The 22,635-nt window shown below is 62.5% G+C and carries 19 protein-coding genes; 8 read left to right on the top strand and 11 right to left on the bottom strand.

Annotation, left to right across the window (positions count from 1 at the left end):
* The 4 genes from J3O30_RS27260 to J3O30_RS27245 all read right to left on the bottom strand — a co-directional run bounded on the left by J3O30_RS27260 (position 1) and on the right by J3O30_RS27245 (position 5,945).
* Complete coding sequence (locus tag J3O30_RS27260) at positions 1 to 1,140, bottom strand: ABC transporter permease (protein WP_207585530.1); 1,140 nt, start codon at positions 1,138 to 1,140, stop codon at positions 1 to 3.
* Position 1,141: 1 nt separating this feature from the next.
* On the bottom strand, positions 1,142 to 2,149 hold the full coding sequence (locus tag J3O30_RS27255) for an ABC transporter permease (RefSeq protein WP_207585529.1): 1,008 nt from the start codon (positions 2,147 to 2,149) through the stop codon (positions 1,142 to 1,144).
* A 114-nt stretch (positions 2,150 to 2,263) separates the two neighbouring features.
* Positions 2,264 to 4,354: an ABC transporter substrate-binding protein gene (locus J3O30_RS27250; protein ID WP_207585528.1), complete on the bottom strand. Its 2,091-nt coding sequence runs from the start codon at positions 4,352 to 4,354 to the stop codon at positions 2,264 to 2,266.
* A 124-nt stretch (positions 4,355 to 4,478) separates the two neighbouring features.
* Positions 4,479 to 5,945, bottom strand: coding sequence for an alpha-glucosidase/alpha-galactosidase (locus J3O30_RS27245; protein WP_207585527.1), 1,467 nt, complete (start codon positions 5,943 to 5,945; stop codon positions 4,479 to 4,481).
* Positions 5,946 to 6,190: 245 nt separating this feature from the next.
* On the opposite strand from J3O30_RS27245, the gene J3O30_RS27240 reads away from it, so the two are divergent.
* Positions 6,191 to 7,033 (top strand): AraC family transcriptional regulator, encoded by an 843-nt coding sequence (locus J3O30_RS27240; protein ID WP_207585624.1) that lies wholly within the window; start codon positions 6,191 to 6,193, stop codon positions 7,031 to 7,033.
* Positions 7,034 to 7,057: 24 nt separating this feature from the next.
* Here J3O30_RS27240 and J3O30_RS27235 read toward each other — a convergent pair whose 3' ends face one another.
* On the bottom strand, positions 7,058 to 8,119 hold the full coding sequence (locus tag J3O30_RS27235) for a class I SAM-dependent methyltransferase (protein WP_207585526.1): 1,062 nt from the start codon (positions 8,117 to 8,119) through the stop codon (positions 7,058 to 7,060).
* 259 nt (positions 8,120 to 8,378) lie between these two features.
* On the opposite strand from J3O30_RS27235, the gene J3O30_RS27230 reads away from it, so the two are divergent.
* The 6 genes from J3O30_RS27230 to J3O30_RS27200 all read left to right on the top strand — a co-directional run bounded on the left by J3O30_RS27230 (position 8,379) and on the right by J3O30_RS27200 (position 16,341).
* Complete coding sequence (locus J3O30_RS27230; RefSeq protein ID WP_207585525.1) at positions 8,379 to 8,696, top strand: helix-turn-helix transcriptional regulator; 318 nt, start codon at positions 8,379 to 8,381, stop codon at positions 8,694 to 8,696.
* Positions 8,697 to 9,599 (top strand): HlyD family secretion protein, encoded by a 903-nt coding sequence (locus J3O30_RS27225; RefSeq protein ID WP_246762888.1) that lies wholly within the window; start codon positions 8,697 to 8,699, stop codon positions 9,597 to 9,599.
* A gap of 1 nt (position 9,600) precedes the next feature.
* Positions 9,601 to 10,809 carry an ABC transporter permease gene (locus J3O30_RS27220; protein ID WP_207585524.1) on the top strand — a complete coding sequence of 403 codons (1,209 nt, stop codon included), beginning with the start codon at positions 9,601 to 9,603 and terminating at the stop codon, positions 10,807 to 10,809.
* Positions 10,806 to 11,963, top strand: coding sequence for an ABC transporter permease (locus J3O30_RS27215; protein WP_207585523.1), 1,158 nt, complete (start codon positions 10,806 to 10,808; stop codon positions 11,961 to 11,963). Before J3O30_RS27220 ends, J3O30_RS27215 begins: the two co-directional genes overlap by 4 nt.
* 5 nt (positions 11,964 to 11,968) lie before the next feature.
* Complete coding sequence (locus tag J3O30_RS27210; protein WP_207585522.1) at positions 11,969 to 13,486, top strand: mechanosensitive ion channel family protein; 1,518 nt, start codon at positions 11,969 to 11,971, stop codon at positions 13,484 to 13,486.
* A gap of 293 nt (positions 13,487 to 13,779) precedes the next feature.
* Positions 13,780 to 16,341 carry an FAD-dependent oxidoreductase gene (locus J3O30_RS27200; protein ID WP_207585520.1) on the top strand — a complete coding sequence of 854 codons (2,562 nt, stop codon included), beginning with the start codon at positions 13,780 to 13,782 and terminating at the stop codon, positions 16,339 to 16,341.
* 46 nt (positions 16,342 to 16,387) lie between these two features.
* Here the strand turns inward: J3O30_RS27200 and J3O30_RS27195 are convergent, their stop codons facing one another.
* Positions 16,388 to 17,125, bottom strand: coding sequence for a phosphatase PAP2 family protein (locus tag J3O30_RS27195; protein ID WP_207585519.1), 738 nt, complete (start codon positions 17,123 to 17,125; stop codon positions 16,388 to 16,390).
* Between the two features lie 191 nt (positions 17,126 to 17,316).
* Here J3O30_RS27195 and J3O30_RS27190 point away from each other — a divergent pair, with 191 nt between their 5' ends.
* The gene (locus J3O30_RS27190; protein WP_207585518.1) at positions 17,317 to 17,859 is read left to right on the top strand and encodes a hypothetical protein; all 543 of its coding nucleotides are present in this window, start codon (positions 17,317 to 17,319) and stop codon (positions 17,857 to 17,859) included.
* Positions 17,860 to 17,872: 13 nt separating this feature from the next.
* Here the strand turns inward: J3O30_RS27190 and hutH are convergent, their stop codons facing one another.
* The 5 genes from hutH to J3O30_RS27165 all read right to left on the bottom strand — a co-directional run bounded on the left by hutH (position 17,873) and on the right by J3O30_RS27165 (position 22,555).
* Positions 17,873 to 19,366, bottom strand: a complete 1,494-nt coding sequence (gene hutH / locus J3O30_RS27185) for a histidine ammonia-lyase (protein ID WP_207585517.1) — start codon at positions 19,364 to 19,366, stop codon at positions 17,873 to 17,875.
* The gene (locus J3O30_RS27180; protein ID WP_207585516.1) at positions 19,363 to 20,139 is read right to left on the bottom strand and encodes an ATP-binding cassette domain-containing protein; all 777 of its coding nucleotides are present in this window, start codon (positions 20,137 to 20,139) and stop codon (positions 19,363 to 19,365) included. Before J3O30_RS27180 ends, hutH begins: the two co-directional genes overlap by 4 nt.
* 27 nt (positions 20,140 to 20,166) lie before the next feature.
* Positions 20,167 to 20,871, bottom strand: coding sequence for an ABC transporter permease subunit (locus J3O30_RS27175; RefSeq protein WP_207585515.1), 705 nt, complete (start codon positions 20,869 to 20,871; stop codon positions 20,167 to 20,169).
* Between the two features lie 10 nt (positions 20,872 to 20,881).
* Positions 20,882 to 21,607 (bottom strand): ABC transporter permease subunit, encoded by a 726-nt coding sequence (locus tag J3O30_RS27170; protein ID WP_207585514.1) that lies wholly within the window; start codon positions 21,605 to 21,607, stop codon positions 20,882 to 20,884.
* A gap of 105 nt (positions 21,608 to 21,712) precedes the next feature.
* Positions 21,713 to 22,555 carry a transporter substrate-binding domain-containing protein gene (locus tag J3O30_RS27165; RefSeq protein WP_207585513.1) on the bottom strand — a complete coding sequence of 281 codons (843 nt, stop codon included), beginning with the start codon at positions 22,553 to 22,555 and terminating at the stop codon, positions 21,713 to 21,715.
* Positions 22,556 to 22,635 lie beyond the last annotated feature (80 nt).

Here is a 22,635-nt window from a genome sequence, read left to right as displayed (position 1 = left end):
TCAATAAGGATCGACTGCGTCGCGCAGTCCATCGCCCAGCGCATTGAAGGCGAAGACGGTGACGAGCACGAAGCCGACGGGGGAGAGAATCCAGGGATAGGAGCCGATCACCGAATAGGTCGCGGTATCCTGCAGCATCAGCCCCCAGGAGATCAGCGGCGGCTTGACGGCAAAGCCCAGGAAGCCGAGGAAGGATTCCAGCAGCACGACACTTGGTATGGCGAGCGTCACCGCAACGATGACGTGGCTCATCACGTTCGGGAAGATATGCTGCAGGATGATGCGCCGGTCGGTGGCGCCGACAGCCATTGCCGCCCTGACGTAATCGATGCGGGCGAGCGCCAGGGTCTTGCCGCGCACCTCGCGCGACATCTGCGCCCAGCCGAGCGCCGACATCACGACGATGACGAAGCCGAGGAAGACATTGGTCGGCGCCGTCACCGGGATCAGCGAGGTCAGCGCCAGATAGAGCGGCAATTGCGGGAAGGCGAGCACCAGCTCGACGAAACGCTGCAGCCAGACATCGAAGGCGCCGCCGAAATAACCGGAGACCATGCCGACCGTCGTGCCGATGACGGTGACGATGAAGACGACGGTCAGTGCGATCGTCAGCGAGATGCGCGAGCCGATGATGGCGCGCGACAGCACGTCGCGGCCGAATTTATCGGTGCCGAGGAAATGCACCGGCTCGCCAGCGGTCGAGCCGAAGAAGTGGCGCTTAGCCGGGATCAGGCCGAAAAGCTGATATTCGGCGCCCTTGACGAAGAAGCCGAGCAGCCGCGGATTGTCATAATCGACGCCGACGATCGGCTGGAAGGTGACCGGGTCGAGCGCATCGGAATCGGCCAGGCCATAGACGCGCGGCTGGAAGACGAAATTGCCGTCCTTGTCGTGAAAGCTCATCATCTGCGGCGGCGCGAAGCCGATATCGGTCGCCTTCGGGTCCATCGGCGCGACGAAATCGGCAAAGATCGCCATGAGCAGCAACAGCCCGACGAGGATAAGCCCGGCCATGCCGGTCCAGGAACGCCGCAGCCGGCGCCAGACCAGGGCGATATAGCTCTCATGGCCACGCGATGGCTTGTTGACCGAAGGTTCGGTCGTTGTCGGCGGTGGCGGCGAGGAGTCGAAAGCCAGCATCTCAGGCTCCTTGAAATTGGCGGACACGCGGGTCGAGCAGCGCCAGCAGCAGGTCGGCAATGATGTTGCCGACGATCAGCGTCGCCGACAGCACCATCATGAAGGTGGCGGTGACATAGACGTCGCCGATCGCCATCGAGCCGACGATCGCCGGGCCGACGGTCGGCAGCGCGAAGATGATGGCGGTTTCGATCTCGCCGGTCAGCATGTAGGGCAGCACGACGCCCTGGTACATTACCAATGGATGAAGCGCATTGGGCACCGCATGGCGCATCACCACCGCCGCGCCGGAAAGCCCCTTGGCCTTGGCCGTCTCGACATATTGGGCGTTCAGCGTGTCGAGCAGATTGCCGCGCATCACCCGCATATTGTAGGCGAGCCCGCCGAAGGTGGCGATCGCCACGACCGGCCAGACATGATGGACGAGATCGACGAATTTCGCCCACGACCAAGGCGCTCCGCCATATTGCGGCGAGAAGAAACTGCCGATTTCGGCAACGTTGAATTGGAAGACCAGCAGATAGACGATGATCAGCGCCATCAGGAACCGCGGCACCGTCATGCCGAGGAAGGAAATCGCCGAAAGCGTGCTGTCGATCCAGCTGTATTGCCGCGTCGCCGCCCAGATGCCGAAGCCGATGCCGAGCACCGAAGCGAGGATGTGGCAGACAAGCGCCAGAAGCAGGGTCCGCGGCAGCCGCTCTGCGACGACGTCGGCGACCGGCTTGTTGTAGAACATGCTGTAGCCGAAATCCCCGCGGGTGACGATGCCGCCGATCCAGTTGACGTATTGGACGACCATCGGTTTATCCAAACCGTGTTCGACCCGGTAGGCCTGGGCCTGCTCTTCGGCCTGGGCATAGGATGCGCCGCCCTGGTTGATCAGCTGGGATCTTATATAATCGGCATAGTCACCGGGCGGGGCCTGGATGATCGCGAAAGTCACCACGCTCAGAATGAACAGGACGGGGATCGCGGAAGCTATGCGCACGAGCAGGAATCGTAACATCGGACGGTCCGCTTTTCCTTGCCGCCAGTCGCTCCTTGTCAGCGCGGCCGGCTTGTTGGTCATATCAGGCCGCGCGCCACGCGCGGCCTGAATCTCGCTTCAGCTGGGAGGGAACTAGTTCTTAACAGGGCCCTTGTCGCCAGGCTTGCCGGGCAGCTGTTCTGGGAACAGCTCGTATTTGCCCTGCTTGTCGGCGGCCACCCACAGGCGTTCGCGGATCACCGAATCTTCAGCCCAGTTGAACATGAAGATCGGCGTGCCCTGCGGCACATTCGAGAACCGCTTGTTGATGATCAGGGCGCCAGGATATTCCGTCAGACCCACGGTGTTGACGTGCTCTGTCGAGATCTTCTGGTACTGTTTCATCAGCGCAACGCGGGCATCATTGTCCGGGCTGGTCGTGAACTTGGCGACGACATCGTTCAGTTCCTTTTCGAACGGCATCAGATCGAGCTGATCGTCCTTGCCGGCGCGATGGTGCCAGCTGGTGCGTGGACCGATCGGCGCAAGCTGCTCGGTATTCTGCACCACCGACGACAGTTCCGTCGTGTTGCGCTGGATCAGCCAGTCGAAACGGCCGCCATAATGCGCGTCGTCACGCTTCGGGCCGTCGAGCGCATTGATGACGATCTTCAGACCGAGCTTCTCCATCTGAGCGACGACACCTTCGGCAAGGCTCTTGTCGGTCGTGTACTGATTGTTGATCAGCATGACGATTTCGACATCCTTGCCGCCGAGCGTGCCGGCCGGGAAGTTCACGATGCCGTTGCCATCGGTATCCTTGAGGCCTGCCTTGGCGAGTTCCGCCTTGGCGCCCTTGAGATCAAAGGGATAGTAGACGGTGGAGTTGCGGTCGTAAAAGCTGGTGCCGGAGGAGAGCCCGCCCGCATAGATCGCGGTGAACGGTCCCTTGACCAGCGAGTCGCCGATCGCCTTGCGATCGAGCGCCATGGTGACGGCCTTGCGGAAATCCTCGTTGCGGTTCAGCTCGCGGATCGCCTGGCCGCGTTCGTCCGGGTTGCCCCAGCCGTTGGCGGAGAAGTTCATGCGCAAGTTATAGCCGATGAGGCGCGGACCGAAAGCCAGGCGGGCCGGCGCGGTCTTTTCTGCGGCGCGCTTCAGCGACGCGACGAAGTTTTCCGGCTGCTCGAGGTTGGAGATATCGGCGGCCCCGGCCACGGCCTGAACGTCGCGGTCGGCCCAGGTCGAGAGCTTATAGTGCAGCTCGTTCAGATAGGGCAGCTGATTGCCCTTCTCGTCGACCTTCCAGTAATAGGGGTTGCGGCGCATGACGATGATGTCGTCGGAACGATATTCCACAGGCACCCAGGCGCCCATGACCGGTATGTTCATGAACTCCGGCGGGAAGGCGTTCTTGAACTGGTCGTAGGTGTTCTTCGAATATTTCGGATGTTGGGGTTTGAGGATATGCGATGGACCCGGGCAGAAGTTCGGGTAGGACATCGTGTAGAGATATTGCTTCGGGAAGGCTTCCTTGAAGGTCCATTCGACGGTGTAGTCGTCGATCTTCTTCAACGTCGTGCCGACGCCGAAAGCCTCAGGCGAGGCGCCGCCGCCGAGCGGCGAGACGTTCGGATCGACGACTTCGTCATCCCAGTAGAACATGATGTCGTCGGCATTGAACGGCGCGCCGTCCGACCATTTGGCGCCTTCGACCAGGTGCATGGTCAGCTTGTGGCCGTCTGTGGACCAATCCCAGCTCTTGGCAAGGTTCGGCAACGGCTCGGTGTCCTTGGCTTCCACCTGGAACAGCGGCGCGGTGCGGGTCAGGCACTCGGAGAGACCGATATCGATGCCGCCCCAGCCCTGCGTCTGGCCGGCGCCGTAGTTCCAGCCTTCCGGCCGGCCGCCGATGACGTGGCGCATCGTATCGCCGTAGACACCGATACCATCAGGCATATTGCCTGTCTTGAAGACCATCGGCTCCTTCGGCAGGCGATCCTTGACCGGCGGCAGCTTGCCGGCTGAGACGAAATTCTTCGTGACCCAGTCGGGCTCGTGATATTCGGGCAGCGCCTTGAACTCCAGGATGGAGTCGCGCGCCACATATTTGATCTTGCCTTCGGCCGGGAAGTCCGCCGGCGCCGGCGGAACGGTGGCCTCGGAGGCGTATGCATTCAGCGCCAGGACTGAGACGCCAAGCGCCAGTCCGGCCAGAATGCCAAGGTTGCGGAATTTCATCATCGTTTCTCCCTCTTGTTCCGGAGCGCGGGGCACGCGGCTCCTTTTCCTCAAACGGCATGAAAGCGGGCCGGCGGCCCAAGGATTTCCCTCCCGGAAATCCATGGCGACCCCTCTTTCACGAAAATCAGACGGCCTGTTTCAGCGCCGCCTTTTCCGCGCGCAGCTCCTCGATCGAGCGAACGTTGCGGCGTGCGGCACCCGCCCAGTCGCGGGTCTGCACCTTGGATTTCGACAGCCGCTCCTTGGCGGCCGGCACGGCATCGGCATATTGCGGCAACCAGCGCGCCTGGGCAACGACCATTTCGTCGACCATCTGCCAGACTTCCTCAGGCGTCGACACGGCGCCGACCAGCGGATCGTGCAGCACGGCAAGCTTCAGAAGATCGATGTCGCCGGATATGGCGGCATGTACCGACATGCGCTGGACGTTGATCGAGGCGATGCAGGTGGCCGCACAGGCTTCCGGCAGGGTGACGCCCGAGACCATGTTGATGCCGAAGCGGTCGACGAAGCCCGGCGATTCGATGATCGCATCGGATGGCAGGTTGGTGATGACGCCGTTGTTCTTGACGTTGAAATGGCCGCGATAGACCCGGTTCGTCTCCAGCGCCTCGAGAATGTGGCTGGCATGTTCGTTCGAGCGCTTGGTAGGGTCGAGCGGCTTTCCGGCGGATTCCAGGAATTGCGGGAATTCGGTCTCGAACCAGTTGCGGGTTTCGGTGGAATGGCGGAGATAACCGCCGGTCTCGCCGTGGATCCAGTCGGACATATCGATCCAGCGGGTGATTTCCTCCGGCCGCTTGCGGTACCAGGGCAGGTATTCCGAAAGATGGCCGTTGCTCTCGGTGGAATAGACGCCGAAACGCTTCAGCACGTCGATGCGCAGCTTCTCCTGCTGCGAATAGACCGGATGCGCCTCGAAGGCGGCGACCAGCTCGTCCTTGCCGATCTTGCGGCCGTTGAGGCGCAGGTCGATGAACCAGGTCTGATGGTTGATGCCGGAGCAGACATAGTCGAGCTCACCAAGCGACTTGGCGCCGAGCACCTCGGCAATCTGTTCGGCGCCGTGCTGGACGCCGTGGCAGAGGCCGACGGTATCGACCTTGCCATATTCGATCGCCGCCCAGGTGTTCATCGCCATCGGGTTGGCATAGTTCAGGAATTTCGCGCCGGGCTCGGCGACCTCTCTGATATCCTTGCAGAAATCGAGGATAACCGGGATGTTGCGCTGGCCGTAAAGGATGCCGCCGGCGCAGATCGTATCGCCGACGCATTGATCGATGCCGTACTTCAACGGGATGCGGATATCGTCGGCATAGGCCTCGAGCCCGCCGACCCGCACGCAGCTGATGATATAACGGGCGCCGGACAGCGCCTGGCGCCGGTCGGTCGTCGCCGTCACCTTGGTCGGCAAACCGTTCGCTTCGACGATCCGGTCGAGGATCGCCTTGATCATCTCGAGATTATGCTCGCTGAGATCGGTCAGCGCGAATTCGACGTCGCGAAACTCGGGAACGCACAATATGTCGGTGAACAGCTTCTTGGTGAAACCGACGCTGCCCGCACCGATGATAGCGATTTTGAAACTCATGATCTTCACCTCGACCCAATCAAATGCTACAGAAAAGATGGTTATGGAGGATCAGCCCTCATGCCGGAACATGAGGCTGAAAAAGCCGAAAAACTGCCTGTTTTCCTCCCGGCCGCTCCATCGGCCGTGGTCTCTTCCCTGTTTGTCGAGCGGGATTATGCCCGAAATCAGCAGGGCTGCCAGAGAAGGATTATGCTTTCAGGGGTAATTTTGTGCTGCAGAATTTGATTGCCAACGGACAGTCGATGAGGACGGTTTCGCTGCCCCGCGGCCGGGAGCGATTGCATGCGATGCCGACGAGCTCCGGCTATGAAGTGCGCGAGAACGAGCCCTATGACTGGGATGGCCGAAGGCGCGGCCAGACCCCCTTCACCGTGCTGCAGCACACGATCAGCGGCACCGGCCGGCTGCGCTACCAGAACCGCAATTATCGTCTTCAGGGTGGCGACACACTGCTGGTGCTGGTGCCGCACAATCATCGATACTGGCTGGAGAAGGGCGACCGCTGGGAATATTTCTGGATTTCGATGAATGGCGAGGAAACGCTGCGCATCCACCAAATGGTGCTGTCCACCGCCGGGCCGGTGCTGAAACTGCAGCCTTCGACCATCGATCATCTCGCCGATTGCAGCCTGCGCCTCGTCACCGGTGCGACGTCGCCGGGGGCTGCCTCGGCGATTGCCTATGAAGCGGCGATGGCGCTCTACGACGACGTCTTCGGCTCGCCGGCGTTTGCCGCCGAGCTCAGCCTGATGCAGCCGGTGATCGACCATATCAATGCCAATCTCGAAAAGCCGCTGCCGGTCAGCGACCTCGCCGGCATCGTCGGCCTCAGCCGCGCGCATTTCTCCCGCAGCTTCGCCGAGAGCGAGGGCATGCCGCCGGCCGAATTCGTGCTGCAGCAGCGGCTGCAGCGCGCCGTCAAGCTTCTGACCAAGGCGGACTTTCTGCCGGTCAAGGAAGTCGCCATCATGTGCGGCTTCGAGGATCCGAACTATTTCTCCAAGGTCTTCCGCCGGGTCTACGGCACCAACCCGACGGAATTCCGCACCACCGGCATGTATGCCAGCATCGGCAAGCTGCGATAGCGGCCGCCAGCTAGGCCAATTCCGTCAGGCCCGCACCTCGAACACCATGTTGAACGGCGTTTCCGTCGCACGACGGAAATGCGTGAACCCGGCGTCGAGCGCCACCTTTCGAAGCTTCATTTCGCCTGCCTGCGCGCCAAGCCCCAGCCCCACCTCCTGCGAGAGCGATGCCGGCGTGCAGATCATCGTCGAGGCGCCGTAATAGACGCGGCCGACGGGATTGAGATTGTCCTTGAGATGGTCATGGGCAAAGGGCTCGACGATCAGCCACGTGCCGTTCGGCCCGAGCGTTTCCTTGACGTGCTGGCCGGCGCCGACCGGATCGCCCATGTCGTGAAGGCAGTCGAACATGGCAACCATGTCATAACCGCGCCCGGGAAATTCCGCTGCTCGGGCCTGCTCGAACGTCACACGGTCGGCGACGCCGGCATCCTCGGCGGCGGCCCTGGCCTTTTCGATCGACGGGCCGTGATAATCGAAGCCGGTAAAGCGGGAGGCGGGATAGGCCTGCGCCATCAGGATGGTCGATGCCCCGTGACCGCAACCGACGTCGGCGACGCTGGCGCCGGCCTTGAGCTTTTCTTCCACCCCGGCAAGGGCTGGAATCCATTCGGCGACGAGATGGCTGTTATAGCCTGGACGAAAGAACCGCTCGGTTCCCCTGAACAGACAGGTGCTGTGCTCATGCCAGCCGAGACCCTTGCCGGTGCGGAAGGCGTCGGCGACCTTGGGCTCGTCCATCCACATCGATTGCACGACCTCGAAGGCGCCGACGAAGAAGGCCGGGCTGTTTTCCTCGGCAAAGACCATCGCCTGCTCCGGCGTCAGGCTGAAACGATCGGTTTTTTCGTCATAGCTGACATAGTCCGCTGCTGCCTGGGCGCTGAGCCATTCCCTGACATAGCGCTCCTTCACTCCGGTTTTTGCAGAAAGTTGCTGGACGGTCATCGGCGTTCCGTCGGCCATCGCCTTGAACAGCCCCACCTTGTCCCCCAGCACGACCAAGGCGCCCGACATGGCGGCGCCGACATCGCCGACAAGCCGGCCGACGAGTGCATCGAGTTTCTGCATATCTGGCTCACGCATTGTTTCCTCCCGAGCGCGTGATTAAGGGACTTCAAAATTAGACTTTAATAATATTCCGTCAATCACCTTCCCTTTCAGCGGACGCGCGGCCGTATTAGAGGTCGAAAGTTTCCGGGAGATTTCACCGGAAACGACGTGTCTACCGGAGATCTCAACTTGCGCGAGAAAACGAACTCATGAGGCCCTGCGCGTGTTTCGTCATTGCCTGGTCCGGAATCTCCCCGAGGCAGAAACACACTTTTGATGTAGGGTTATCATTATGTCTCTATCTTCCGCTCAATGCCGCGCCGCCCGCGCCCTCTTGGCCTGGTCGCAGGACGATCTCTCGTCAGCCGCAAACGTCGCCAAGGCGACGATCGCCAATTTCGAGGCCGGCAAACGCTCTCCCTATGACCGAACCCTCCAGGATATGAAGCACGCCCTGGAAGGCGGCGGCGTCGTTTTCATCCCTGAAAACGGTGGAGGAGCCGGCGTTCGCCTTGCAAAACGTGCAAATTCGATCGACACCAACGAGACCGAAACGGTTCAATATGAAGAATATCTCGAAAACGACGCACCGCCTGGTGCGGGTGGCTGAATGATGACAAAGAAGCAGAAGCTCGAACACTCGGAACTGGCCGGAGGCGTCGACATCAGCCCGCGTGTCTCCGGCCGCATCGCCAAACTCATTGTCGACGTCGGCGATAATGTCGAGGCCAGCACGGTGATCGCCGAGCTCGAAAGCCCGGAGCTGACAGCGGCGCTGCACATGGCTCAAGCCGCCCTTGCTGTTTCCGAGGCGGATCTTACCCGCGTCAACAGCACACGCCCTGAGACGATCGATGCTGCGAATGCCGAGCTTGCCGCCGCGACTGCCGATGTCACGCTCTATCAGGAAGAATCTACGCGCCAGGCAAGGCTGATTACCACAGGCGCCTCGACACAGGCGCAGGTCGACCAAACGGCCCGCAATCTCGAAGCGGCGATCCGCAAGCGGGAATCCGCCGAGGCCAATGTGCGGCTGGCCGTTGCCGGCTCCAGCAAAGAGGAGAAGGCGCTTGCCGCCGCGCAGGTGGAGCAGGCGCGCGCCTCGCTCAATCAGCAGCAGGTCAACGTTTCCGAGCTGACCATCCATGCGCCGATCTCCGGTCAGGTGACAACAAGGGTTGCCGAACTCGGCGAGAATTTCAGCGCCGGCGCACCGCTCTTTTCGATCATCGACATCCGGAATCCCTGGTTCACCTTCAATCTGCGCGAAGACCTGCTGAAGGGCCTGAAGATCGACGACGGTTTCGACATCGTCGTACCGGCGATCGGCCCGGACAGGATCGCGGTCAAGGTCACCATGATCAATACGCAGGGGCAATATGCCACCTGGCGGGCGACACGGGCGACCGGCGATTTCGATCTCCGGACATTCGAGGTGCGCGCCGTCCCTGTAAAATCCGTGGACGGCCTGCGCCCCGGCATGAGCGCCATCGCCGCCTGGTCGGAGCGTTGAGATGACGCCGCGCCCGCGCGTGCGCCCAGGTTTCCTCCTCGTCTTCGCACGGGAGTTCAACTGGTTTCGCCGCCGGCCGTTTCTGCTGTTCCTGACGACCGCTCTGCCGTTGCTGCTGATGGGCCTTCTCGCTGCCGTTTTCAGTGCGGGGCTGGCCACCCGCCTGTCGATTGCCGTGCTCGACCAAGACAGTACCGATCTGTCGCGGCGGATCATACGGATGGTCGACGCGACCCAGGACACATCGGTCGCGCTTGCCGTCAGCGACCTCGCCGAAGGGCGCCAGCTCATCCTCTCCGGCGAGGTCCACGGCCTGCTCCTGCTGCCACGCAATCTCGAGCGCGACGTCCTCTCCGCCCGGCGGCCGGAGGTGGTGTTCTTCTACAATACCCAGACGATGACAACGGGAAATCTGGTGCTGCGCGGCATCAATTCCGCCATTCCGAGCGTGGCTGCGGGCATCAGATTGTCGCTGCGCACCGCCCAGGGAGAGCCTGTCGATGCCGCTCAGGCCGCTCTCGCCCCCGTTCCGGTCCAGGTGAACCCGCTCTTCAACCCCAGCCTCAACTATGCTCATTTCCTCCTTGCCGCCCTGATGCCCAGCATACTGCAGGTGGTGATCGTCACGACGATGGCCTATTCGCTCGGACTCGACGTCGAGACCCGCCACCGGCTGCGAATTCTCCGGCGGCTCGGCGGCGGCCTGTGGCCGGCGCTCGCAGGCAAGATCCTGCCCTATACGCTGATCTTTCTTGCGGTGCTCGCCATTGCGGACCTGGTCCTCTTCGGCCTTCTCGACATGCCGCTACGCGGTGATCGCTGGCTGCTGCTGCTGGCTGGCACCCTGTTCATCCTGGCGAACCAGTTCATCGGCGTGCTGCTCGCGCTGCTTCTGCGGCCGATGGCAAGCGCAATCAGCATCGGCTCCCTGTTCGTCGTGCCCGCCTTCGGCTTCATGGGCATCGGTTTCCCGAGGATCGGCATGAACGGCTTTGCCTATCACTACGGCCAGTTGATCCCCGGCACATGGTATCTGATGGCAAGGATCGACCAGACAATCCGCGGCACGCCACTCGATCTGTCGTGGAAGCCGATCCTGGTGTTGCTTTTCTTCGTCATCCTGCTTGCATCCCTCGCAGCGCTCCGGCTGGAAGCGATGAGATCCCGGAACCGGCGTCAGGCATCGGCACTGCGGGAGGCGGCTCGATGATCGGCCTCCTCACCGCCTGCCGAATCGAACTCATGCGCATCCTGTCGCTGCGGCCGGCATTTTCCGTACTCATTCTGGCAGTCTGCATTTACGCGGCCCTCTATCCTCAGCCCTATCGGAACGAGGCCCTGCGCGACGTGCCGATCGCCCTCGTCGATCTCGACGGCACCGACAGCAGCCGCCAGTTCGCCCGCCGCATCGACGCCTCGGCCGACGTCGCCATCGGTGCCGAACTGCCCGACGAGCCAAGCGCCGAGCGCGAGGTCTTCGCCCGTCAGCTCTATGGCATTCTCGTCATCCCGAAATATTTCGAGCGCGATCTCCTGCATGGGCGCCAGTCGCCCGTGGCGCTTTATGCCGATGCCAGTTACTTCCTGATCTATTCGCGCATCGCCGGCGGCGTTTCGGCCGTCGCCAAGACCTTCGGCGTCGAGGTCGAGACCGCGCGGCTGATCGCCGCGCATGTCGATCCCGCCATCGCCGCCGCGGCCTCCGACCCGATGCCGCTGACGACAGTCCCACTCTTCAACCCGCAGGGCGGCTACGCCACCTATCTTCTTCCCGCCGCCTTCGTTCTCATCCTGCAACAGACACTGTTGATCGGGGTCGGCTTGCTTGGAACGCTCAGGGACGAGGGTCCAGCCAGTTCGCCGGCCGGCGCGCTGGCGACCGTGCTCGGCAAACTGCTTGCCTATCTTATCCTGCAGACGGCGGTACTGCCTTTCTATCTGATCGTCCTGCCTTATCTTTACGATATTCCGAGACTCGGGAACCCTCTCGTCATCTTCGTTTTCTCGCTACCCTTCGTGGTCTCCGTCAGCGCGCTTGGCATGGTCGTCGCAGCTTTGTTCCGCAGCCCCCTCACAGTCCAGCTGGTGTTTGCAGCGATCGGCATCCCCTTCCTGTTTCTCGCCGGCTTTTCCTGGCCGACCGAGGCGATGCCGAAGGCGCTGCATTATCTGGCGCTCCTGGTTCCCAGCAGCTCAGCCATCAACGGCATCGTGTCCGTTTCGCAGCTCGGGGCCTCACTCAGCGACGTCCGCACCCCGTTTCTGACGCTCTGGGCGCTGGCGTTATTCTACGGTTGCCTCGCAGTCGGATTGGAGGCCAGGATGCGCCGGTCCTACGAAGCGCGATCTTCCCTCGCGAGTTGATGTCGATGATAGATAATCTCACCTGGTCCGGGGTACTTGCCGATCCTGTCGTACAGGCCGGAACGCTGGCCGTCGTCGGCGCCATCGTCACCCGAGTAGCGCTTCGCCCCTTCCCAAGCTGGAAGCTGGCGGGCCAGGTGTTCTTCTTCGCGGCGCTGAGCGTCCTGCTGCTCTATCACGACATCGTGCCCTACGAAGTCGGGCCGACGCCGGATTCGACCTTCGAACGGGTCTTCATCGCCCTTGCCAAAGTGGTCTGGTGGATCAATGCCGCCTGGGCGCTGATCGCCTTCGTCCGCGTCTTCCTGATCTTCGAGCGCCAGCCGAGAGAGGGGCGCCTCGTCCAGGATCTGGTGATCGGCCTCATCTATCTCGGCGCCATCCTCTCGGTGGTCGCCTATGTCTTCAGCTTTCCCGTCGGCACGCTGATCGCCACATCAGGCGTGTTTGCCATCATCCTCGGCCTTGCGTTGCAAAGCACGTTGAGCGACGTCTTTTCCGGCATCGCCCTTAATCTCGGCCGGCCTTATACGATCGGCGACTGGATCGTACTGAACGACGGTGTCGAAGGCCGTGTCCTCGAAACCAATTGGCGCTCCACCCATCTCCTGAACGGCTCGAACGACCTGGTAGTGCTGCCCAACAGCTTCCTCGCCAAAGTCGGGCTGACCAATCTCAGCAGTCCCGACCGCAGCCATGGGGTGTCGCTGACGGTGCGGGTCGTTCCGACGACCGGACCGTCGGTGATCGCCGAGGTCATGCGCACCGTGCTGCTGAGCAGCGGTTCGATCCTGAGCGAACCGAAACCCGGTGTGCAGATCAAATCGCTGAATGCCGATGCGGTGGAGGTGGAGCTTTCCTTCCGCGTCAGGGATATCGGCCAGGCGGGGCCGGCGAAGAACGAGATCTTCGACCTCATCTACCGCCATCTCAAGGCCGCGGGCCTTACTTTGGCGCGGCCGATCGATGCGGCCGGCCCACCCGGCCAGGTGCAGTCAGAGGAGATGGTAAACCCGCACCGGCCGACGCCGCTCAAGCTCCTCGATGCCATCCCGCTGTTTTCCTCGCTGACCGAGGACGAGAAGGAGACGCTCGCAGCCTCGATGACGCGGCGCACCTACAAGAAGGATTCCATCCTGATCGAACAGGGCGATACCGTTGCATCGCTGATGATCGTGCGCAGCGGCGCACTCGTCGCGACACGACAGGAAGGCCGCAAAGAAATCGAACTGGGCCGGCTGGCGCCGGGCGATTATTTCGGAGAAAGCGGACTGCTGATCGGGATCGGCGAGGCGGCGAGCCTGCGCGCGCTCACCTTCGTCGTGGTCTACGAAATCGCTCAAGCGAGCCTGACGCCGCTCCTGCACGATCGGCCCGGCATCGCCGAAGAGCTTGCCGCCACCCTGTCACGCCGCATCGAGACCAGCCAGCACTCCCTGGCGACCGAAGGCGCCACGCTGAACGGCGGCTCGATGAACTCGCTGGTGACGCGAATCCGTCATCTGTTCCAGGTGCCGCCGTAGGCTGTCCGCCAATTGCAAGGGCTCGCCTTATAAGATCGTCGCCAGTCATTGCCTGACCGCTCGATCCGGGCTGACGCAATCACGCCGATACTCGGCGGCGTAGGAGCAATGACGATCGTGAGCCTGAGGCATAATACCCCCGTTGCAGTTTCCACGCGAAGAGGTCTGGGGTTCCGCAGCTTCGGTAAATGTGACACGTTTACGAGGCTGACATGGCTCCTGCATTTCACGCGCGAGGCGTAAGTCAACCGCGGCTAAATTTTAATTCGTCGGATAAGTAGAAGGAACAGCACGTGGCAGCATTTCCGGAAAAGGCAAAGGTCGTCATCATCGGCCTCGGCGGTATCGTCGGCGCCTCGATCGCGCATCATCTCGTCGAGCGCGGATGGGACGATATCGTCGGCATCGACAAGTCGGGCATACCGACCGATATCGGCTCGACAGCCCATGCCTCGGACTTCTGTTACACCACGAGCCACGACTATCTGTCGGTCTGGACCACGCAATATTCGATCGATTTCTACGAGAAGATGGGCCATTACGCCCGCATCGGCGGCCTCGAAGTGGCGCGCACCGGCGACCATGCCTGGATGGAAGAAATCAAGCGCAAGCTATCCTCGGCACGCGCTTTCGGCACCCGCGCCCATTATGTCAGCCCTTCCGAGATCAAGGAGAAGTTCCCGCTGATCGAGGAAGATCAGGTGATGGGCGGTCTTTACGATCCGGATGCCGGCCTCGTCATTCCGCGCTCGCAGACCGTTGCCGGCAAGCTCGTCGATGCCGCCGAAAAGGCCGGCAAGCTGCAGGTGTTCGGCAACACGCCGGCGAAATCGCTGATCGTCGAAGGCGGCCGCATCAAGGGCGTCGTCACCCATCGCGGCACGATCATGGCCGACCACGTCATCGTCTGCGCCGGCCTCTGGGGGCGCCTGATCGCGGAGATGGTCGGCGAAGACCTGCCGGTCATGCCGGTCGACCACCCGCTCACCTTCTTCGGTCCCTATAACGAGTTTGAAGGCACCGGCAAGGAAATCGGCTTCCCGTTGCTGCGCGACCAGGGCAACTCCGCCTATATGCGCGATACCGGCGACCCGGCGACGACCGAGGGCGGTCAGATCGAGTGGGGCTATTACGAAGCCACCAATCCGCGCATGTGCCATCCGCGCGATATTCTCGAAAAACACGAAGCGCGCCTTTCGCCGTCGCAGCGCGATCTCGAGATGGAACAGATCATCGAGCCGCTCGAGCGCGCTATGGAACTGACGCCGATCCTCGGCGAACTCGGCTATAACGAAGGTCACTCCTTCAACGGCCTGCTGCAGGTTTCCGCCGGCGGCGGCGCATCCTGCGGCGAGAGCCAGAAGGTCAGGGGTCTCTGGTATTGCGTTGCCATCTGGGTCAAGGACGGCCCGGGCTATGGCAAGCTCATCGCCGACTGGATGACCGATGGCCGTACTGAAATCGATCACAACAGCATCGACTACGCCCGCTTCTATCCGCATCAGTTGACCGAAGAGTTCATCGAGGGCCGGTGCTTCGAAGCCGCCCAGAAGATCTATTTCCCGGCCGTTCACACCCGCGAACCCTATGCCTCCGCCCGCAACGCCAAGCGCTCGCCCTTCCACGAGCGCGAAAAGGAGCTTGGTGGCTACTTCATGGAACTTGGCGGCTGGGAGCGTGCCCACGGCTACGCCGCCAACGAGCACCTTCTGGAGAAATACGCCGACCGCGTCCCGGTTCGCGAGAACGAATGGGACAGCCGCCATTTCTGGCGCGTGTCGAATGCCGAGCATCTGGCGATGAGCGAGGATTGCGGCATCGTCAACCTCAGCCACTTCCACATGGTCGATATCGAGGGACCCGACCATGTCGAACTGATGGAATGGCTGTGCGCCGCCAAGGTCGGCGGCGATGCAAACATCGGCAAGGGCGTTTACACCCACTTCCTCGACGACGAAGGCATGGTGCGCGCTGACTTCACCGTCTTCCGCATGGCCGACCGCTGCCGTCTCGTCAACGGCGCCGATGCCGGCCCGCGCGACCTGCACTATATGAAGCGTGTCGCCGAAGACCGTGGCCTTGACGTGACCATCACAGACGTCTCGGAAAAATTCGTGACGATCGGCATCTGGGGTCCGAACGCGCGCGACACGCTGAAGAAGGTCGTGGCCGATCCGGCCGGGCTCGATCAGGAAAACTTCGCCTTTGCAGCGATCAAGCCGATCGAAATCGCCGGTAAGCCTGTCACCGCCTTCCGCATCTCCTATGTCGGCGAGCAGGGCTGGGAACTGCACATGAAATACGAAGACGGCCTCGCCGTCTGGGATGCGCTGCGCTCGACCGGTGTGATGGCCTTCGGCGTAGAGACCTATGCCAACTCGCGCCGCATGGAAAAGAGCCTGCGACTGCAGAACGCCGATCTCCTGACCCAGTACAACCTGATCGAAGCCGATCTCGCCCGTCCGAAGGTCAAGGAAGCCGATTTCCGCGGCAAGGCAAAACATTTGGAATACAAGGCGCGCGAACACCAGCCGGCCATGCTCTGCACCCTTGTGATGACCGAGAATACCGACAAATCGGGCGTGAAGCGTTATCCCCTCGGCAACCTGCCGGTCGTCGATCCCGCGACCGGAGAGGTCCTGGTCGATGAGCTCGGCCGCCGGTCCTACACGACCTCGATCGCCTACGGCCCAACGGTCGGAAAGAACATCGCTTTGGCCTATTTGCCCTGGTCGCATTGCCAGGTCGGACGCAAGCTGAGTGTCGAGTATTTTGCCGAGACTTATCCGGTGGAGGTTGTCGGCGTCGGGTACAAGCCGATCTATGACCCGGAAAATCTGAAGCCACGCACCTAAGCGCTTGTGGCGCCGCAAGCACGCGGCGCCACTCTGCCACTCCGTGCTACCGCCTGTCGCCATTTCCGGCTTCAGCGGTATCATCGGGCGCGCGGCTCGGAATGAACCGTTTCGAGATCAGCCAGCAGCCGAGCGCCCAGAGCGCACCGGCGCACCATCCGGCGAGGACATCCGTCGGGTAATGGACGCCGAGATAGATCCGGCTCAGACCGATGATGACGGCCAGGAAGACGCCGGCAAACATGACGAAAATCCGCGTCGAGGGATAACGCTGCGTCCGGGCCAGCAGCGCCCCGAGCGTCAGATAGGTCACCGCCGAGACCATCGCGTGGCCAGAGGGAAAGCTGAGATCGCTGACCTCGGCGAGATGTGGCACGATGTCGGGGCGCGGCCGCGCAACGAGGATCTTCAAGAGTGTGCTCGCCAGCCAGCCGGTCAGCACCGAGGAGAAGACGAAGATCGCGATCGGCCAGCGCCGGTCGAGCAGAAGATAGACTGTGACGAGGATCGTCATCAGCGAGAGAACAGTGACGCCGCCGAGGCTGGTGATGTCGGCGACGGCATGCGTCATCCAGCCAGGCCCGATCGGCACGCCAAGCTCACCCGGCCGCCTCAGCGCCAGCAGGATCGTTTCATCGAAACGGAAGGTCTCGCCTTCGAGAACCTCGCTCGTCAGCCGCTGCAGCACGAACAGTCCCCCGGCCACTGATGCCAGCATGATCAGCGTCAGCGGCTCATATGCGGTGAGCCTCGCCAAAAATCCGCGTCGTTGAACCTCACTCATGCCTGCCGTCGAGCTCCCTTAACTTCATGTCGATCTACGCCACATCGGCAAGGCCAGCCGCAAAATCAAGACCGTGCGGCATTCGGAGACATTTCGGTGGGCGCCACCACCCCTCGCGGAAGGCTCGGTAGCAAAAGCTCAACCTTCTTTTGCTATGGCTGGAGCCGATTGTCCTGGAGATGGTTTCGGCGATGAAAATTCTGACCTCGATGGTTCTGATGGCGGCCGTCCTGCAGCCGGTCGCCGCCTTGGGCGAGACCGAATGGATGGGCGACGCAAGACAATGGTCGGTCGGCTTTGCCGGCGAGCGCCCTGCCTATTGCCGGCTGCTGTGGAACAGCGAGCTCGGCAAGACCGTGGAATTCCGCCAGAGCGCCACCGAGACTTTCTGGCTGGTCACCAAGGACACCTGGGACATTCCGGCCGGCACCACGACCGAGGTGACGCTGACCGATCGTTCGATGACGAAAGTGGTCGCCGCCGAATTCTTCGACAAGACCACGCTTCGCCTCTGGCCACCGGCCAGCAAAGGAAGCGGCGGACTGAAGAAGATCATCAAGAATTCCTTTGCCGGAACTCCTGACGTGCAGCTGACCTTTGCCGGCGACGAAGGCGACTGGACGCTGCCGCTCTCGCGGGTGGATCAGCTCTACCCCACCTTCGCCCAGTGCCTCAAGCGGCTCGGCGCCGGCGAAAAGGCCAAGCAGGATTCGGCAACCAGCAAGCCGTTCTGACAATCTTCCCGGTTCAGCCGATCGGCGGCGGCACCGTCTCGCGGATCAGGTTGCGCACGGCCTCGATATCGCCGTTGAGCGGCCGTTCGTCGCCATAATGGGAGATACGCTGGCGCACGACTTGGTAAACCAGATCCGTGCCCGCCGCCCGCGGCGCCGTCGCAGTCAGGAAATCATGCGCCTGGGCAGCGGCCATCAGCTCGATCGCCAGGATATATTCGGCATTGTCGATGACCGTGAGCAGCTTGCCGGCGGCAGCTGTCGGATGGGCGAGGAAATCCTCCTGCAGGCCGGAGGTGAGGCCGCCGTCCATGGCCGCGGGGGCGGCAAGCCGGCGGTTGTCGTTGCTGAGTGCGGCTGCGGTATATTGCGCGATCATGAAGCCGGAATGGCTGCCGGCGTCACTCGCCAGAAACGGCGGCAGGCCGCTCACCAGCGGATTGACCAGCCGGTCCATGCGCCGTTCGCTGATCGCGCCGATCTGCGCCAGCGCAATGGCGAGGCTATCGGCCGCCTGCCCGAGCGCCGCGGCGACCGCATGCGCCTCGGAGGAGACGATCGGATGTTCGGGCGTGCCGGAGACGGCGGGATTGTCCGTTACCGAGGCAAGTTCCTGATCGACGATACGGGCGGAATTGTCGAAAACGTCACGGGCGGCGCCATGCGCATGCGGCACCGAACGAAGGCTGAGCGCATCCTGGGTGCGCCCGCCGAAGGCGGCGGCGACAAGGCCGCTGCCGAAAAGCCGGGCCCGCAGCGTCGCGCCCACCTTTTCGATCCCCGCCGACGGGCGCAGCGCCAGCACCGCCTCGTCGAAAGCGGCGATCTGGCAGCCTGCCGCTTCGAGCGTCAGCGCCGCGATCGCATCGGCCCAGTCGAGCAGCCGTTCGGCGCGAGAAAGTGCTGTGGCGGTCAGCCCCGTGGCGCAGGCCGTGCCGTTGACGAGGCTCAAGCCCTCCTTGGCACCGAGCACCAGCGGCTGAAGGCCGATCGCCGCCAGCGCCTCGCGGCCGCTCATGCGCCGGCCGGCAAGCGTGGCGCTGCCTTCGCCGATCAGAACAAGCGCAATATGGGCATTGTGGACGAGATAACCGGCGGAGCCCTTGGACGGCACGTCGGGAATGCAGTCATGCTCCAGCATGGCTGTGAGGTGCTCGACGACATCACGCCGTACGCCGGAATGGCCGTGGGCGAAATTGGCAATCTGAGCGGCGATGATGGCCCGCACTTCGCGACCGCCCAGCAACGGCCCCACGCCGCACGCATGGCTGAGCACGATGCTGCGCGACAAAAGGCTCTGCGAGACCCGATCGACCACCGTATCCGCCAGCGCCCCGACGCCGGTGTTGACGCCGTAGGCACGCATGCCGGTCTCGACGATTGCGGCGACGATGCGGCTTGCCTGCTCGACGCGCGCCCAGGCGGCGGGCGATAGTGCCAGCGCCTCCCCTGCCCCGACGCGGGCAACATCGCACCAGGTCAGCAGGGTCTCGATGGTTTTGGTCATTGACCGCTTCCGAAATGGCCGATGAACTGGCGGAAGGCGGGTGTGGCGCCGCCGGTGAACATGTCGTCCGGCTTGCCGCTGCTTTCGATCAGCCCTTCGCGCATGAAGACGACGCGGTTGGAAACATTGCGGGCAAAGCTCATCTCATGGGTGACGACGAGCATGGTCATGCCTTCCTCGGCAAGCGCGCGCATGACGCGCAGCACCTCGCCGACGAGTTCCGGATCAAGGGCCGAGGTCGGCTCGTCGAAGAGCATCACCTTCGGCTTCATCGCCAGCGCGCGGGCGATCGCGGCGCGCTGCTGCTGGCCGCCGGAGAGATGGGCGGGATAGGCATGGCGCTTGTCTGCGATGCCGACCTTTTCGAGCAGCGCTTCGGCCTCGGCGATGCAGTCGGCACGTGGTCGTTTGAGCACATGGATCGGCCCTTCAATGACGTTCTGCAGGATCGTCATATGGGACCAGAGATTGAAGGACTGGAACACCATACCGAGTTCGGAGCGGATGTGGTCCACCTGCTTCTGGCTCGCCGGTTTGCTGCGCCCGTTTTTGTGCACCATCTCGATGTGCTCGCCATCGACCCAGATCTCGCCATCGCTTGCGGTTTCGAGCATGTTGATGCAGCGCAGAAAGGTCGATTTGCCGGAGCCTGAGGCGCCGAGCAGCGAAATCACATCGCCGTCCTCAGCATTGAGGGAAATGCCGCGCAGCACCTCGTGCGTGCCGAAGCTCTTGCGGATATTGCGGACCGAAAGTCGGGTGACGCCTGGCATGGTTGCTCCAATCGGTTCAAAGACCGCTTACGCTTTCAGCGCCTGCGGGGCCGCGCGGCGGTGTCGGGACAGCGAATATTCGAGCAGGGCCATGCCCTGCAGGATGATGAAGTTCAAAACGAGATAGATGATCGCCGCGCAGAGAAAGACCTCCATCGTCCGGTAGGTCTGCGAAATCAGCCGCTGGGCCACACCGGTGACCTCCCAGACGGTGACGAGGCTTGCGAGCGCCGTCGACTTCATCATCAGCACGATCTCGGTGGAATAGGCCGGCAGCGCATGGCGGAAGGCAATCGGCGCCAGGATGCGGCGCACCAGCAGGGGGCCGGACATGCCGATCGAGCGGGCCGCCTCGATCTCCTTCGGCGAAACGGCGCGGATGCCGCCGCGAAAAATCTCCGCCGTGTAGCCGGCGGTGCAGAGCGCCAGCGACAGCACGGCGCAGACCATCGGCTCGCGCAGGAACGGCCACAGGAAGGAATAGCGGATGACGCCGAACTGGCCGAGGCCGTAAAACACCAGGAACATCTGGATCAGCAGCGGCGAGCCGCGGAAGATGAAGATATAACCCTTGGCGAACCCCGAAAGCAGCGGGTTGCCGCTGACCCGCATCGAGACGATGACGAGCGCCAGCAGGCCGCCAAAGAAGATCGACAGCGAAAACAGGATCAGCGTCGTCGGCACCGCCTTGAGCAGGGTGACCATGGTCGAAGCTAGAAAGGTGAAATCCATCATCGCCTCCTTACGTCTGGCCCATGGCGGCTGCCGGCATGCTGCGGTTGGCGCGGCGTTCCGCACCGTTGAAGATCCGGTCGGAAAGGCTGGTCAGGATCAGATAGAGGCAGCCGCCGGCGATGAAGAACAGGAAATATTGCCGGGTCGAGCCCGCCGCGACCTGGCTGGTGCGCATCAGTTCGGCAAGGCCGGTGACGGAAATCAGTGCGGAATCCTTGAGGCTGAGCTGCCAGACATTGCCGAGGCCGGGAATGGCGAGGCGAAACACCTGCGGCATGATGATACGGCGCAGCCGCATGCCGCGATGCATGCCGATTGCCGAGGCCGCCTCAAGTTCGCCTTTGGAAATGGCGTGGAAAGCGCCGCGAAACACCTCCGCCTGATAGGAGCCGGAGATGATGCCGACGGCAAGCGCGCCAGCGATGAAGGAGGGCAGGCCGAGGAAACCCTCGTAACCCATCGCCTTGCCGATCGAGGTGACGGCCGAGGAGCCGCCGAAATAGATGAGATAGATGATCAGCAGCTCGGGCACGCCGCGAAACACGGTCGTATAGATGTTGCCGAGGGTGACGAGGGCAAGATTGCTGGAGAGTTTCGCCGCCGCGACGATTGCGCCCAGTACCGCGCCGATTGCCAGCGCCGTCGCCGTGACAGCCAGCGTCATCAAGGTAGCGGCAATGAGCAACGCGCCCCATCCGGTCGAGCCGAAGCCGAGCAGTTCCAAGCTTGCCATAGCGTCCGTTCCCCGTCCGTGGCAGTGTTTTGCGGATTGACAATAGCATGCTGTCTCCGGCGATAAAGCCGGAGACAGGCGTTTGCGGCCGCAAGGCCGAAACGCTTATTGCTGCGGGCTGACGTCGACCTTGAACCACTTCATCGAGAGGTTCTTGACGGTGCCGTCGGCGAGCGCGGACTTGATCGCCTCGCTGAACTTGTCGCGTAGGTCGGTGTCAGCCTTGCGGACGCCGAGGCCTTCGCCCTCGCCCCAGATCGAACCGACGATCTCCGGACCGGTGAAGTCGAGTGCGCCATTGGCGCTCTGGAAGGCGTTGGCGAAATAGACGGCGTCGTCAAAGCCGAGGTCGATGCGGCCGTTCTGCAGGTCGAGATCACGGTCGGCGCCGGTCTTGTATTCGCGGATCTCGGCAATGTCGCCGAAATTGTCATAGACGAACTTGGCGTAGACGGTCGCCGCCTGAATGCCGATCGTCTTGCCCTTGAAAGCGGCCTTCAGCGCATCGATCTCCTTCACGCCAGTCTGGCCGGGCGTCATCTTGATCGTGGCGCCGGTGCCGGCAGCCTTGGCCAGCGGGCTGTCCTTGGCGGTGGCGAATGCGGCAGGTGTGGCAGCATAGGGAATGGTGAAGTCGATGACCTGCTTGCGCTCTTCGGTGATCGACAGCGCATCCATGATGACGTCGAACTTACCGGCATTGAGCGCCGGGATCATACCGTCCCAGTCGGAAGCGACCAGCGTGCATTCGATCTTGGCGCGTTCGCAGAGCACTTTGGCAAGCTCCGGCTCGAAGCCGCCGAGCGTGCCGTCGGCATTGGTGAGGTTCCACGGCGCATAGGCGCCTTCAAGCGTGATGGTCGCCTTCGTCCAGTCCTTGGAAAAGGCGGGCGCAGCGAAGGCGGAAAAAGCCGCCACGCCGCAAAATAGGATTGCGCTGAATTTCATTGATGAATTCTCCTCTGGAGTTGAAACAGACCTTGCGGCACCACGGCCGATCTTCGTCGGCTTGCCCTTTCCTGTCCTTT

The sequence above is a fragment of the Rhizobium sp. NZLR1 genome (assembly GCF_017357385.1).
Taxonomy (GTDB): domain Bacteria; phylum Pseudomonadota; class Alphaproteobacteria; order Rhizobiales; family Rhizobiaceae; genus Rhizobium.
This window is presented reverse-complemented; position numbering and strand designations above follow the sequence as displayed.

Coding starts and splice junctions, on each gene's coding strand:
- J3O30_RS27245 (WP_207585527.1), bottom strand. CDS start 5,945: ATGAGTTTCAAAATCGCTATCATCGGTGCGGGCAGCGTCGGTTTCACC.
- J3O30_RS27240 (WP_207585624.1), top strand. CDS start 6,191: ATGAGGACGGTTTCGCTGCCCCGCGGCCGGGAGCGATTGCATGCGATG.
- J3O30_RS27190 (WP_207585518.1), top strand. CDS start 17,317: ATGAAAATTCTGACCTCGATGGTTCTGATGGCGGCCGTCCTGCAGCCG.
- J3O30_RS27230 (WP_207585525.1), top strand. CDS start 8,379: ATGTCTCTATCTTCCGCTCAATGCCGCGCCGCCCGCGCCCTCTTGGCC.
- J3O30_RS27210 (WP_207585522.1), top strand. CDS start 11,969: ATGATAGATAATCTCACCTGGTCCGGGGTACTTGCCGATCCTGTCGTA.
- J3O30_RS27170 (WP_207585514.1), bottom strand. CDS start 21,607: ATGGCAAGCTTGGAACTGCTCGGCTTCGGCTCGACCGGATGGGGCGCG.
- J3O30_RS27250 (WP_207585528.1), bottom strand. CDS start 4,354: ATGATGAAATTCCGCAACCTTGGCATTCTGGCCGGACTGGCGCTTGGC.
- J3O30_RS27260 (WP_207585530.1), bottom strand. CDS start 1,140: ATGCTGGCTTTCGACTCCTCGCCGCCACCGCCGACAACGACCGAACCT.
- J3O30_RS27180 (WP_207585516.1), bottom strand. CDS start 20,139: ATGCCAGGCGTCACCCGACTTTCGGTCCGCAATATCCGCAAGAGCTTC.
- J3O30_RS27215 (WP_207585523.1), top strand. CDS start 10,806: ATGATCGGCCTCCTCACCGCCTGCCGAATCGAACTCATGCGCATCCTG.
- J3O30_RS27225 (WP_246762888.1), top strand. CDS start 8,697: ATGATGACAAAGAAGCAGAAGCTCGAACACTCGGAACTGGCCGGAGGC.
- J3O30_RS27175 (WP_207585515.1), bottom strand. CDS start 20,871: ATGGATTTCACCTTTCTAGCTTCGACCATGGTCACCCTGCTCAAGGCG.
- J3O30_RS27255 (WP_207585529.1), bottom strand. CDS start 2,149: ATGTTACGATTCCTGCTCGTGCGCATAGCTTCCGCGATCCCCGTCCTG.
- J3O30_RS27195 (WP_207585519.1), bottom strand. CDS start 17,125: ATGAGTGAGGTTCAACGACGCGGATTTTTGGCGAGGCTCACCGCATAT.
- J3O30_RS27220 (WP_207585524.1), top strand. CDS start 9,601: ATGACGCCGCGCCCGCGCGTGCGCCCAGGTTTCCTCCTCGTCTTCGCA.
- J3O30_RS27235 (WP_207585526.1), bottom strand. CDS start 8,119: ATGCGTGAGCCAGATATGCAGAAACTCGATGCACTCGTCGGCCGGCTT.
- J3O30_RS27165 (WP_207585513.1), bottom strand. CDS start 22,555: ATGAAATTCAGCGCAATCCTATTTTGCGGCGTGGCGGCTTTTTCCGCC.
- hutH (WP_207585517.1), bottom strand. CDS start 19,366: ATGACCAAAACCATCGAGACCCTGCTGACCTGGTGCGATGTTGCCCGC.